At 65.8% G+C, this 12,636-nt stretch carries 14 protein-coding genes; 5 read left to right on the plus strand and 9 right to left on the minus strand.

Annotated features, from left to right (window positions below; translation table 11 throughout):
• Window positions 1–28: 28 nt before the first annotated feature.
• The 7 genes from ACUXVX_RS08920 to ACUXVX_RS08950 all read right to left on the minus strand — a co-directional run bounded on the left by ACUXVX_RS08920 (window position 29) and on the right by ACUXVX_RS08950 (window position 7,139).
• Window positions 29–1,138 carry a primosomal protein N' (replication factor Y) - superfamily II helicase gene (locus ACUXVX_RS08920; protein ID WP_446311249.1) on the minus strand — a complete coding sequence of 370 codons (1,110 nt, stop codon included), beginning with the start codon at window positions 1,136–1,138 and terminating at the stop codon, window positions 29–31.
• A 68-nt stretch (window positions 1,139–1,206) separates the two neighbouring features.
• Entirely contained in the window at window positions 1,207–1,677 is a 471-nt protein-coding gene (locus ACUXVX_RS08925) for a cytochrome b (RefSeq protein WP_446311250.1), read from the minus strand.
• An 85-nt stretch (window positions 1,678–1,762) separates the two neighbouring features.
• Window positions 1,763–2,968, minus strand: coding sequence for an SPFH domain-containing protein (locus tag ACUXVX_RS08930; protein ID WP_446311251.1), 1,206 nt, complete (start codon window positions 2,966–2,968; stop codon window positions 1,763–1,765).
• A gap of 87 nt (window positions 2,969–3,055) precedes the next feature.
• Window positions 3,056–3,991: a DUF2927 domain-containing protein gene (locus ACUXVX_RS08935; protein WP_261385195.1), complete on the minus strand. Its 936-nt coding sequence runs from the start codon at window positions 3,989–3,991 to the stop codon at window positions 3,056–3,058.
• 30 nt (window positions 3,992–4,021) lie between these two features.
• Entirely contained in the window at window positions 4,022–5,221 is a 1,200-nt protein-coding gene (locus tag ACUXVX_RS08940) for a toxic anion resistance protein (RefSeq protein WP_446311252.1), read from the minus strand.
• A 29-nt stretch (window positions 5,222–5,250) separates the two neighbouring features.
• Window positions 5,251–6,162: a 5-bromo-4-chloroindolyl phosphate hydrolysis family protein gene (locus ACUXVX_RS08945; RefSeq protein ID WP_446311253.1), complete on the minus strand. Its 912-nt coding sequence runs from the start codon at window positions 6,160–6,162 to the stop codon at window positions 5,251–5,253.
• A gap of 191 nt (window positions 6,163–6,353) precedes the next feature.
• Window positions 6,354–7,139, minus strand: a complete 786-nt coding sequence (locus tag ACUXVX_RS08950) for a pseudouridine synthase (protein WP_446311254.1) — start codon at window positions 7,137–7,139, stop codon at window positions 6,354–6,356.
• Window positions 7,140–7,202: 63 nt separating this feature from the next.
• Between ACUXVX_RS08950 and ACUXVX_RS08955 the strand changes: the two genes are divergently transcribed.
• A complete protein-coding gene (locus ACUXVX_RS08955; protein ID WP_446311255.1) occupies window positions 7,203–7,652 on the plus strand; it encodes a nucleoside deaminase in 450 nt (149 codons plus the stop codon).
• Between the two features lie 54 nt (window positions 7,653–7,706).
• Here the strand turns inward: ACUXVX_RS08955 and ACUXVX_RS08960 are convergent, their stop codons facing one another.
• Both ACUXVX_RS08960 and ACUXVX_RS08965 read right to left on the minus strand, forming a co-directional pair.
• The gene (locus ACUXVX_RS08960) at window positions 7,707–8,384 is read right to left on the minus strand and encodes a hypothetical protein (protein ID WP_446311256.1); all 678 of its coding nucleotides are present in this window, start codon (window positions 8,382–8,384) and stop codon (window positions 7,707–7,709) included.
• A 157-nt stretch (window positions 8,385–8,541) separates the two neighbouring features.
• Window positions 8,542–9,213, minus strand: a complete 672-nt coding sequence (locus ACUXVX_RS08965) for a metal-dependent hydrolase (protein WP_446311257.1) — start codon at window positions 9,211–9,213, stop codon at window positions 8,542–8,544.
• Window positions 9,214–9,333: 120 nt separating this feature from the next.
• Here ACUXVX_RS08965 and gatC point away from each other — a divergent pair, with 120 nt between their 5' ends.
• The 4 genes from gatC to ACUXVX_RS08985 are packed head-to-tail and all read left to right on the plus strand — an operon-like array spanning window position 9,334 to window position 12,635.
• The gene (gene gatC / locus ACUXVX_RS08970) at window positions 9,334–9,621 is read left to right on the plus strand and encodes an Asp-tRNA(Asn)/Glu-tRNA(Gln) amidotransferase subunit GatC (RefSeq protein WP_222469905.1); all 288 of its coding nucleotides are present in this window, start codon (window positions 9,334–9,336) and stop codon (window positions 9,619–9,621) included.
• On the plus strand, window positions 9,621–11,108 hold the full coding sequence (gene gatA, locus ACUXVX_RS08975; protein ID WP_446311258.1) for an Asp-tRNA(Asn)/Glu-tRNA(Gln) amidotransferase subunit GatA: 1,488 nt from the start codon (window positions 9,621–9,623) through the stop codon (window positions 11,106–11,108). Before gatC ends, gatA begins: the two co-directional genes overlap by 1 nt.
• Before the next feature lie 41 nt (window positions 11,109–11,149).
• Window positions 11,150–11,908 carry a hypothetical protein gene (locus tag ACUXVX_RS08980; protein ID WP_446311259.1) on the plus strand — a complete coding sequence of 253 codons (759 nt, stop codon included), beginning with the start codon at window positions 11,150–11,152 and terminating at the stop codon, window positions 11,906–11,908.
• Window positions 11,909–11,948: 40 nt separating this feature from the next.
• Window positions 11,949–12,635 (plus strand): N-acetylmuramoyl-L-alanine amidase, encoded by a 687-nt coding sequence (locus ACUXVX_RS08985; RefSeq protein ID WP_446311260.1) that lies wholly within the window; start codon window positions 11,949–11,951, stop codon window positions 12,633–12,635.
• The last annotated feature ends 1 nt before the right edge of the window (window position 12,636 follow it).

The following is a 12,636-nucleotide window of genomic DNA, read 5'->3' on the forward strand; positions in this document are numbered from 1 at the left end:
GTTATCAATCCACAGGCCTCGACACCAATCACTGGCTCATCGCCACGGCGTAGCCCACCGCGCCGGCGACAATCAGGCCCAGCACCACGGCGAAGGCGATCTTCCAGGCAGACCATGGCCGTTCGCCCTGCACCTTGCCGGACTGGCCGTTGACCACGAAGCGATAGCTCTTGCCCTTGTACTTGTAGGCCGCGAGCCAGACCGGCAGCAGGATGTGCTTGAAGGTGATGTCGTTCATGTCCGTCGAGAGGGTCGCGATCTTTTGCTGGTCGCCTCCGATGTCGAAGCGCACGTCACGGCGGATCTGCGCCTCCATCACGCCCTTGGCCTCCTCGAAGCCCTCGGCCAGCTCCACCTGATAGCCCTCGGCGCGGAACCCGGCGAGGAAATGGGGGGCATAGGGCTCGAGGCCGGTGAGGTTCCACGGCTCAAGACCGTCGGTGTATTTCTTCGGCAGGCTGCGGGAGGCCAGCACGAGCACGTCATCGAACCAGCGGGCCACGCGGCCCTTCACCGGCGTCCACGCGATCTTGCGGACGCGGCGCTGCTCGGGTTTGCCATCGCGCATCACCGTCTGGGTCTCGTAGTAATAAACCCCGCGCATGCCGGTGTAGCGGCTCTTGGTGTCGGCGTCGTAGGTCCAGTAAGGTACGTAGATGCCCTGCATCTTGCGGCCCTTGCGGGCGTATTCCTGCAAGCCGCCGGGTGCGAACCAGAGCTTGCCGAGCCATTCGTTCATCGCATCGCGCGCCTGTCCCTCCTTGAGGGCGAAGGGCACGAGGCCCTTGGGCTTGATGTGACGATGGGTGCCGGTGTCGGTCACGATGGGCGTGGCGCAGAAGGGGCACTCGGTGGCGTGGTCGTTCTCGTTGAACTCCACCTGCGCGCCGCAGCTGGTGCATTGTATGACGCGGGTTTCCTCCATCTCCGCCTCGGGGAGCTGTGCCCGGAGCGCGGCCTCGTAATCAAGCTCTTCGATGGCAGAGGTGGTGACCTGGTTCTCGACAACCGCCTCCTCGCGATGGCCGCAATGGTCGCACTGGAGCGCGCCCGAGGTCGGATCGAACCGCATGTCGGCCCCACAGGCAGGGCAGGGGAAGCGATGCTCTTCGGTGGCGGAGGAATCGGTATCGGTCATGGAAATCGCGCTTGGGTTGGAATGGGTTGGCCGCAGGTTAGGGGAAGGCGCGGGGCGGTGCTAGGGGGCTAAGGGCGGCGTAGGCCCATCCGGGCGAGTAACCCGTCTTTCAGGATAAACTGGTGGTAGAGCGCGGCGGCGGTGTGGGCGGCGGCGGTGAGGAGCAGCAGGGTTTTCAGCAGCTCATGTACGTCTGCCGCCTCCTCCCAGCGCAGGTAGAAGGCAAAGCCGCCAGACCACGGCGTGGCGATGGCCAAGGTATAGAGCGCCCAATGGGTGAATTCCGCCACGCGTTGCTGCCATGCCGGATCATCCGCTGGCGGAGGCGGCGCGCCGCGCAGGAGCCGCAGGGCGAGGCGGGCGAGCATGAGGAAGAAAACTGTCAGGCCGAGGATGCCGTGGAGCGGCAGGGGGGCATCGGCAGGCATGTCTTCCCAGTCGTCCATCTGATCAGAGAGCAGGAAGGCGCCGATAATCAGGATCACCACCAGCCAGTGGAGGATGATCTGGAGGCGGGAATAGGCGGTGGGGCGGGGCATGGGCCGATCCTGAAAGCAACTCTGCCGCGCCCGGAGAGCGCGGCAGAGTGTGTGTTATTAGTGTCTCATGGGTGCGAAGGCCCGCTTATACCCCCGGCGGCGGGGGCGGGGGGAGGATGGTGAAGAGCTGGGCCAGTTCGGGGATGTCACCCGCCTTGAGCCAACCGTCCTGCCCGGCGGTCCAGACCATGCTGTCGCGGGTCAGGCCGCCCTCGTGGACCATCCGGCCCATGCGGGCCTTGGAGAAGGGGCCATCGGTCGCGCCGTTGGCGGCGACGTGCCAGAGCTTCTCGGCCGGGGGCGGTGGGGGCGGGGGCGGCGCGGCGTGATGTGCGGGCGCGTAGCCGGGCTGGCCGCCGGGCTGGTGCGTGGCATGGCCAGCAGGTGCGCCCCACGGGCCGGGCTGCGGCTGCTGGCCGTAGCCTTGCGGGTTCATCGCCTGACCCATCTGGTTGGCCATCGCCATGCCCATGCCCATGCCGATGCCTGCACCCATGCCGTTGCCACCCGCGCCGGGGTTGGCGGCGGCCGCGCTCATCGCCTCGGCGGCGGCGAACTGGGTGTATTTGCCGAGGTCACCAACCACGCCCATGGAGGTGCGCTTGTCGAGCACCTCCTCGACGGCGGGCGGCAGGGAGATGTTCTCGATGTAGAGCTCGGGAATGATCATGCCGTATTCGGAAAGCGTCTTGCTGACCTCGGTGGAGATGATCTTGCCCATGTCGGCGGTGTTGGCCGCCATGTCGAGCACCGGAATGCCGGAGCCCGCCATCACGCGGGAAGCCTCCTGCACGATGATGTTGCGGATCTGGAAAGTGATCTCATCGGAGGTGAACTCACCATCGGTGCCGACGATCTCCTGCATGAAGAGGGCGGGGTCGGAAACCTTCACCGAATAGGTGCCGAAGGCGCGGATGCGGGTCGGCCCGAACTCGGGGTCGCGCAGCATCACCGGGTTCTTGGTGCCCCACTTGTTATCGTTGAAGCGGGTAGTGTTAACGAAATAGATCTCGCTCTTGAACGGCGACTGGAACCCGTGGTCCCAGTGCTGAAGCTTGGTCATGATCGGCATGTTGTTGGTCTCCAGCATGTACATGCCGGGAGAGAACACATCGGCCAGTTGGCCCTCGTGGATGAACACGGCGGCCTGCCCCTCGCGAACGGTCAGCTTGGCGCCATACTTGATCTCGTGTCCATAGCGCTCGAAACGCCAGACCATCGTGTCGCGGGTGTCGTCGGTCCAATGGATGACGTCGATGAATTCGCCGGAAAGAAAATCGAGAATGCCCATGGCGGCCTCCTTAAGTGAATGCGGGGACTATAGCCGCTCGGGGCGGCCAGAAAAGCGTGTTTGCCGGGATGCAGGAGGCGCGCGCGGTCACACCCGGCCTCCGAGTATCTCGCCGACGATCTGCTTGACGATGGGCTTGGCCTCGAGCGCGGTCATGCCGGGGCGCAGTCTGCCATCGTATAGGATGCGGAGGAGCTGTTCGTCGTGGGTGGTGAGCAGGCCGAATTCCTCGTCGTCGTTGAAGATCGAGGGGCGGGCCTCTGGGCTGTCATTGGCGAGACCCAGGCCCTGGGCCAGTTCCTCGTGGATGCAAGAGAGGCGCAGAAGGTCGGGGTGCTCGGCGCGGATGATCGCCACCGCGCGGGTGTAGACGGAGCTGTTGCCGGTGGTGGTGGCGAAGACGAGGCAGAGCGTGTCGCGCGGCAGGGTCTCGATGGTACGGATGGCAGCATTGTCGATGCCGGGCACGAGGCGGCGCAGCTCGGGGCCGATGGCGGCGCGCTCATCCTCGTTCAGCATTAGCACGGTGAAGTTGCCGTTGCCGGTGCCCATGCTCATCGGGTGGCCGGTGGCGCGGGAGAGGCGGCGCACGAAGGCGGCAACATTAGTGCGGTCCTTGGCGCGCTGGGATTCCGGCACCGTCTCGCCAAAGCGCAGGCCGAAGCGGATAGGCTGTTCCCAGCGGCGGAGGTTCGATTCCGACTGCTGGGCCACCAATGTGCCGCCGCGCGAGACGTACTCGTCAAACAGTGCGATGCGGACGAAGTTTTCGGTCAGCTGCCGGTCGGAATAGGGGGTGTCGGGGCCACCACCGTCCCGGCGAAGCAGGCCGCGCGCCAGCAGGTCCGATTGCACGCGCGCATAGTGACGTGCCGCCGCACGGCTGGCCTCGGACGGGTCCTTGGGGCGCGGAGCCAGCTCATCCGGCGTTGCAACCGGATCAGGCTCTGACTGGGGCGCGGGAAGTTCTTCGCAGCCCGCGAGAATGAGAGCGGCGATCAGCATCGCCGCTCTCGGAAGCATGGTCTTCAGGCGCAATTCGCGGCCCCTTCTTCAGCTGCCCGAAACGGCAGTACCGGCTGTGTCGCCCAGCCCGGTCTTGCGGGCCTTGGCGGCGGCGAGCGTGTTTTTCAGCTCACTTTCCATCTTGTGCAGTTCTTCCTCGGCCTCGGCGCGCTTGCGCTTGCCTTCATCAGCGATCTGGAGGCTCTCCTCGATGGTGGCGACCAGTTGGGCGTTGGCGGTTTTCACCGCCTCGATGTCGAACACGCCGCGCTCCATCTCGGTGCGGATCTTGGCGTTGGTCTCACGCAGGTTCTTGGCGTTCTGGGTCAGGAGCTCGTTGGTCAGATCATTGGCCGATCGCACCGCCTCGGCGGCCTCGGCGGAGCGCTGGATCGTGACCGCCTGCGCCAGCTGGGTCTCCCAGAGCGGCACGGTGTTGACGAGGGTGGAGTTGATCTTGGTGACGAGGCTCTTGTCGTTCTCCTGCACCAGCCGGATCGAGGGCAGCGATTGCATGGTGACCTGACGGGTCAGCTTGAGGTCATGCACGCGGCGCTCCAGGTCATCGCGGGCGGCACGCAGATCGCGCAGTTCCTGCGCCTTCATCACGCCCTGCTCTTCGGGCGCTGCCTGCACTTCGGCCTCTTTGGCGGGGATGGTGGTGGCATCCAGCTCGGCGATCTTGGCCTCGCCTGCGGCGATGTAGAGGGCCAGCTCGTCGTAGAACTTGAGGGTCTTCTCATAGAGCACGTCGAGCGACTTGATGTCTTTCAACAGCTTGTGCTCATGACCTTCGAGCTCGGCAGTGATCTTGTCGATCTGGTCCTGCACGTCCTCGAAACGGGACAGGAAGTTGGCGAAGGGAGCGGCACGGCCGAGCAGCTTTTCCCAGAAGGAGCGCTTGCGGCGCACGTCCAGTTCGGAGACCGAGAAGCCGCGGATGGTGGTGACCATCTTGCGCAGCCCGTCGCCCGCCGGGCCGACATCCTTGTTCTTCACATCGGCCAGCATGGCCTGCGAGATGGTCTGCAGTTCCGACTGTGCGGCGGAGCCGAAGTTGACGATGGAGCCGGTGTCGCTCATGTCGAGCTCGCCCATGCGCTTGGTGATCTCGGCGGAGAGGGCCGGGTCGGCCTCGGCGAGGGGCACGACGGCATTGGCCTCGACCGGCTCGGGCAGAACCACGGCGTTGACCTCTTCCACCTGTGCCAGCGTTTCCTTGGCCTTGGCGTGAACTTCCTGTTCCATAGTCCCTTGTTTCTCCTTTGTACGCGGGCTCAGACGGCCCCTTCGCGCTGCAAACGGTCGCGCAGCACTTCGATTTCGATGTCGAGGTCGGTCTTGTCGTCGAGCAGCAGCTTTTCGGTGCGCTGGGCGTAGTTGCTCTCCATCTCGTCGAGGAGGGCGATGTATTCTTCCTTGGCCTTGGGGTCGTGCCCGCGGCTGTAGATATCGGCGAACTTCACCGTCGCGTCTCGGGCGCCCTGAAGGTAGACGCCCATGAACTTGCGGGCGGCGGTCAGGTCGCGCGGGTCTTCCTCAACGGTGCGGAACATGGTGCGGGCGGTGTCGGAGAAGCGCGCCACGCGGTCGGCAACGCCCCGGTCGCCCGCGCGTTTCACCGCATCGGCCATGGCGGAAAGATGCGCCTCGGCGGCCTCGACAGCGCGCGCCACGCGATCTTGCTGGCGCACGTCAATGCCCTCCATCCCCTTGTCGGACATCGGATCGAGCCCGAAGGCAAAGCTGTGGAGGCCCGCGCCGAGCACGGCGAATATGATCGCCTCAAGCACGCCGTGGCTCGCGAGGCCGACAAGGCCGAGGCCTGCGCCTGTGAGCACAGAGCCGAAGATCTTGCGCGGCACGGCGGGGCGGCGGGCGACCTTGCGCGCCTCCCAGGCCTCCTGTGCCTTCAGGCCCTCGCGGGTCAGCCATGCGGCGGTCAGCAGCACGCCAACAGCGACGAGGTAGAGCGCAAGGCCCGTGGCATCAGAGGTGAAGGCATGCCAGAGAAAGATCAGCGGAACGACGAACATGAGGTTCGAGCGCATGCCCGCCCGTGCCCGGGTCGCCCCGGCGAATTTGGGCGCGAGGCTGGCGGCTTTGGGGGCCTCGGGCGCGGCCCGCACCCCTTCTTCGCCCGCTTTGGAGCCATCGGGGCTGAACTTTCCACCGTAGCGCTGGGCCATCAGGCGCCCCCGCCGGTGAAACCGGCATACAGCATCAGCGCCAGAAGCAGCGCATAACTCAGTTTTTGCAAACCGTCTGACGACATCGCTCTCCCACCCGCGCCGTCTTGGCGCATGTCTTTGCTTATAAGCGATGGATTTTCTGCGGGCCAGCATGGATCGGCCGGTTTTGGCTGCCGTTGCGGAAAGCCCTAGCGGCGGCGGCGCGTGGGCTTTTTCTTTGGCTCTGGTGCGGGTTTGAAGTCCGGGTCGAGGCCAAGCTGGTCACGGATGATGCGGGATTTGATCTCTTCCACCGCGCCCGCCTTCAACTCACCCAGCCGGAACGGGCCGTAGGAGACGCGCAGGAGCCGGTTGACGGTGAGGCTCACAGCTTCCATCGCGCGGCGGATCTCGCGGTTCTTGCCCTCGCGCAGCGATACGGTGGCCCAGGCGTTGGCACCCTGCTGCCGGTCGAGCGTGATGGTCATCGGCTGATACTTCACGCCTTCGACGGTGAGGCCCTTGCGGAGTGGCTCAAAATCCTTGTCTTCCGGCGTGCCGTGCAGGCGCACCCGGTACTTGCGCACCCAGCCGGTGGAGGGCAACTCGAGCCGCCGCTTGATCTCGCCATCATTGGTGAGCAAAAGAAGGCCTTCGGAGTTGAGGTCGAGCCGGCCTACGCTCATCACCCGGGGCATGTCCTCGGGCAGATTGGCAAACACCGTCTCGCGCCCCTTTTCGTCGCGCTCGGTTGTCACGAGGCCAGCGGGCTTGTGATAGAGCCAGAGGCGCGGCGGCTCGGGAGCGGCCAGCGGTTTGCCGTCGACGGTGATCGCATCGGCATCGGTGACGTTGAGCGCGGGGCTGGTTATCGGCTCGCCATTCACCGTCACGCGGCCGGCTTCCACGATCTTCTCGGCCTCGCGGCGCGAGGCGAGGCCCGCGCGGGCGAGCACCTTGGCGATGCGGTCGCCGGGGGGAGTCTTGTCTGCCATGGGTCCGCTCTAGCCCTGCGCGAAGGGCTTGCCAAGGGCGCGGGTGCGGGGCAGGGGAGGGGGATGAGCTTTACGAGCCATATGGAGGAGGCGCTGGCAGAGGCGCGGGCCGCCGCCGCGCGGGGCGAGGTGCCGGTGGGTGCGGTGCTGGTTGCGCCGGGCGGCGAGGTGGTGGCGCGGGCCGGCAACCGGACCCGAGAGTTGAACGACCCGTCCGCCCATGCCGAGATGCTGGTGATCCGCGCCGCCTGCGCGGCAGCGGGGAGCGAGCGGCTGCCGGGCCATGTGCTCTACGTCACGCTGGAGCCCTGTGCCATGTGCGCTGCGGTGATCGCCGCTGCCCGGATTGCCCGAGTTGTCTACGGCGCGGCCGACCCCAAGAGCGGCGGGGTCGATCATGGGGCCCGTGTCTTCACCCACGCTCAGGCGCACCATGCGCCTGAGGTGCTGGGTGGCATTGCGGAGGAGGAGGCCGCCGCTCTGCTGAAAGACTTCTTCGCTCAACGCCGATAGCCTGTGGCCAAGGGCGCGCAACGGTTTCCCGCTGTGGCGCGCCATGTGCCCCGGTCAGTTGAGAGCGGCCAGAAGAGCCCAGTTGCCCATGCCCGGAACCTGCTTGCTACCGAGGACCACATATTTGTTTTGCGCGTGTAGCATCAGGGCGATGGAGTAGAACACGCCCCCTGAGGTGACCAGTGCCATGATGTGGGGCGCTCCCCCGATTGCACCGAGCGGCATGTTCACGGCGGCGGCGGCGCAAAGGTTGCCCAGCTCCATCGGGGTCCATGCGGCGGCGGGGTTGAAGCCATCGGCGTTGGCGGTCATCGCCCCGCGTGCGGTTGTTTTGACCAAGGTGTTGGTTGGCCCGTTGGGCGGCTCCGACTCGACGGTGCCCACATGGCCGACCCACTGATCGCCCGTGGCATCTGTCCATGTGACGATGAGGCAGCCGCTCATGAACCCGGTAAGCACGTCATTGTGGCCCCGATGGCAGCGGGCGGTCGCGCCGGGGCGGTAATCCAGCCACTTGTGGTGAATGTTCATCCGGCTGGTGAGGCCGATTGCCGAAGGAGGCGTGTGGTTGAAGGCGCCATCCCATGCACCCGGATCGGCGGCGAGCCCGTCATAGATCAACGGGGAGGAGTGGCGGATGCGGTGGTGAATTTGCCCATCGCGGGCGGCATCGACATTGGTCGGCTTGTGCCAGTCAAGGCAAATGCCTTTGCGAAAGTACTGTTCTATCATGGTTTTTCTCAGATGTGGTGGGGAACTGAAATGAGTTCGTGAGTCGCAATGAATGCCGCGACCGTGCCACGCCTGAAGCCCTCCGGCTAGAAATTTCTGCAACCGGAGGGCGAAAATTTAACGTTAGGTAAACTTGCGACCCGAGCGCGGTGTCGGATCAGAGTTCGACCGTCTCCAGTACGCCCGGCTCCAGAACGTCCACACCTTTCAGCCCCTTCTTCAAGGCCTCAGCATCCTGCGCGAGCGCCGGGAAGGTCTTGTAGTGGGAGGGGATGACGATCTCGAAATCGAAGTAGCGTTTGGAGGCCCATGCGGCCTGCTCCATGTCCATCGTGTAGAAGCCACCGCAGGAGAGGATGCCAATATCGGGTTCGAAATAGGCGCCGATCCACTCCATGTCGGCCATGATCCCGGTATCGCCCGAGAAATACACGCATTTGCCGTCACCCTTGAGCACATAGCCCACCTCGGTGCCGGCCGCGCCGCCATTGTAGGAGGTGGAGTGGGAGGCGGGCACCATCGTGATCTGTACGCCGCCAAGGTCGACAGTGCCGCCCTTGTTGAAGCCGGTGGCCTCGACGCCTTCGAGCTGTCCGGCCAGTTCGACCATGGTGAAGACGGGCAGGCCACGGTCCTTGGCCATTTCCGGCACACCGGCGATGTGGTCGTCATGGCCGTGGGTCAGCAGCACGTGGGTCGCGCCCTCCAGCGCTTCGGCCTTACGGTCCTCGGGGAAGGCGGGGTTGCCGTCGAGCCAGGGGTCGATCAGGATCACCGCCTGCTCTGCTTCAAGCCGCCAGCTGCCGTGTCCGAGCCAAGTGAGTTTCATGGGGAGCCTCCGAATTTGATGTTGCGGTGAACCTAGGGTGCGGTTGCAGGAGCGTCCACCGCTTGCAGCCCATTGGCGCTGGCGATAAACGGGCGAACGACAGCCGATAGGAGCCTCGCCATGTCGATCGACACCGAAACCGCGCGCCGTGTGGCGCATCTGGCCCGGATCGCCGTGCCGGAAGAGGAACTGCCCGCGCTTGCAGGCGAGTTCAACGCGATCCTCGGGTTCATCGAGCAACTCTCCGAAGTGGATGTGGAGGGCGTGGAGCCGATGGTGTCGGTCACGCCGATGCGGTTGAAGCGGCGCGAGGATGTGGTGACGGACGGCAGCCAGCCGCAGGCCGTTCTGGCCAACGCGCCCGATGCCCGCGAGGGGTTCTTTGCCGTGCCGAAGGTGGTTGAGTGATGTCCGATCTGACCAAGCTGACGATTGCCGGGGCCCGTGACGCGCTGCGCAAGGGCGAAACCACCTCTGTCGAGATCACCGAGGCCTGCCTGTCGGCCATCGAAGGGGCAGGGGCGCTGAATGCCTTCGTTCACCACACGCCCGAGATCGCGCTTGAGCAGGCCAGGACCGCCGATGCGCGGATCGCCGGGGGCGATGCGCCCGCGATGTGCGGGGTTCCGCTGGGGATCAAAGACCTGTTCTGCACCAAAGGCGTGAACTCGCAGGCGGCTTCGGCCATTCTCGGCGGCTTCAAGCCCGAATATGAGAGCACCGTCACCAGCCAGCTCTTCGACGCGGGCGCGGTGATGCTGGGCAAGCTGAACATGGACGAATTCGCCATGGGGTCGAGCAACGAAACCTCGACCTACGGCAACGCGGTGAACCCGTGGCGGCGCGGCAATGACGATACGGCATTGACGCCGGGCGGCTCCTCGGGCGGCTCCGCCTCCGCCGTCGCTGCCGATCTCTGCCTTGCTGCCACCGGCACCGATACCGGCGGGTCGATCCGCCAGCCTGCCGCCTTCACCGGCATCACCGGCCTGAAGCCCACTTATGGTCGCGTCAGCCGCTGGGGCATCATCGCCTTCGCCTCCTCGCTCGATCAGGCCGGGCCGATGACCAAGGATGTGCGCGACTGCGCGATCATGCTTCAGGCCATGGCCGGGCATGACCCGAAAGACAGCACCTCTGCCGACCTCGCCGTGCCCGATTTCGAGGCCATGTTGACTGGCGACATCAAGGGCAAGGTCATCGGGATTCCGAAGGAATACCGGATGGAGGGCATGCCTGAAGAGATCGAGGCGCTCTGGGCCGAGGGCATCGAGATGCTGAAGGCCGCCGGTGCCGAGATCCGCGACATCTCGCTGCCCCACACCAAGTATGCGCTGCCCGCCTACTACGTGATCGCGCCTGCCGAGGCATCGTCGAACCTGGCCCGCTATGACGGTGTGCGGTTCGGCCATCGGGCGAAGCTCGCGCAGGGCGACGGCATCGTGGAGATGTACGAAAAGACCCGCGCCGAGGGGTTTGGCGCCGAGGTGAAGCGTCGGGTGATGGTGGGGACCTATGTGCTTTCCGCCGGGTACTACGACGCCTATTACAACCGCGCCCGCAAGGTGCGTGCCCTGATCAAGCGAGACTTCGACGAGGTTTTTGCTGCGGGCGTCGACGCGATCCTGACCCCAGCCACCCCTTCCGCTGCCTTCGGGCTGGGCGAGATGGCCGAGGCCGATCCGGTGCAGATGTATCTCAACGATGTGTTCACCGTGACGGTCAACCTCGCGGGTCTGCCCGGCATTGCCGTGCCCACCGGCACCAGTGCCAACGGCCTGCCGCTGGGGCTCCAACTCATCGGGCGGCCGTGGGAAGAGGGCGACCTGATGAACACCGCCTATGCGCTGGAGCAGGCGGCGGGTTTTGTGGCCAAACCGGGCAAATGGTGGTAAACCCCCGGCCCAAGGCAAAACAGAGAGCAGAGAGTTTTTCCATGCGAGCATGGCTTCCTTCGTGTCTGAGCCTGTGTGCGGTTCTGGGTCTTGCGGCCTGTGGCACCGCGATCCCCGACAGCGGTTCAGGCGTCGGCTTTGGCGACTACGAGAGCTACGATGCGCAGAGGCAGCGTGATGCTGCTCTGGCCACATCGCAACGGCAGACCGTTCAGCCGCCCGCTGGCCCCGTGGCCTCTGCCGATAGCTACCCCTCCGCCGATGCGCCCTCTGCCACCGGCGCCCCCACGGCAGCCGAGATCGACGCAGCGCTCGGGCGCACACCCGCCTCCACCGGCGGCGTGATCACGCCAGCGGCCCCGGCGCCCGCGCCGGTGCGCAGCGGCGCGGTGCCTGCGAGCGGCGGCAACAACGGGTCGATCTCGGACGAACAGTCGTTCGAGGCGGTCTCCTCCAGAGAGTCGATCCAGAGCGATGCGCAGCGGATCGCCCAGCAGCGTGCCCAGTTCGAGCAGGCGCCGGTGACGGCGCTGCCCGACCGCCCGCAAGACACCGGGCCGAACCTTGCGGAATACGCGCTCTCGACCACCAATCAGCCGGGCCAGCAGATCTATCGTCGTGGCTACACCAGCCAGCGGAAGTATGACCGGGCCTGTTCCGGCCAACCCTCTGCCGCGGTTGCGCAGCGGGCCTTCCTCGCCGCTGGCGGGCCGCAGAAAGACCGGCTCGGGATGGACCCCGATGGCGACGGTTTTGCCTGTGGCTGGGATCCGCGCCCGTTCCGCGCGGCCAAGGGCTGAGGCTGGCCACGAATTTTCGTCGAAAATTCGGAGGCTTGGCGTGAAGGTCGAGAGTTACCCCACCCCTAATCAGGGCGAGCGTCGTGACGGGGCGCAGCCCGATATCGTGTTGCTGCACTATACGGCGATGCCTGACACCACGACCGTGCTGAAGCGCCTTGCCAACCCCGAGGCTGAGGTCTCTGCGCATTACGTGGTGAGTCCGGAGGGCGGGGTGTGGCAGATGGTTGATGAGGCCATGCGCGCGTGGCACGCGGGCGCCGGGCGCTGGGGGGCTTGTGATGATGTGAACTCCCGCTCGATCGGCATCGAGATCGTCAACGCCGCCAAGGAGCCCTTCGCCGCGCCGCAGATGCGGAGCGTGGAGGCGCTCGTCGCCGGAATCATGGAGCGCTGGCGCGTACCGCCCGAGCGGGTGCTGGGCCATTCCGATATCGCGCCGGGCCGAAAGATCGACCCCGGGGCACGATTCGACTGGCGGCGGCTGGCGCTTCAGGGGCTGGCGGTTTGGAGCGAGGCGGTCGGTGAAAGAGCGGATTGGCACCGCTTCATGCACGATGCGCGGGTGTTCGGCTATACCGCCGATGTGGAGCGCGAGGTGCTGCTCAAGGCGTTTCGCGACCGGTTCCGCCCCGGCGTGACCGGCGAGCTGGACGGCGTGGACTGCGCTCGACTGGCCGACCTTGCGGCACAGTATCCAGTGGATCCGGGTGCCGCGCTGGTGTGAG

This window comes from Vannielia sp. SX4 (assembly GCF_052828525.1).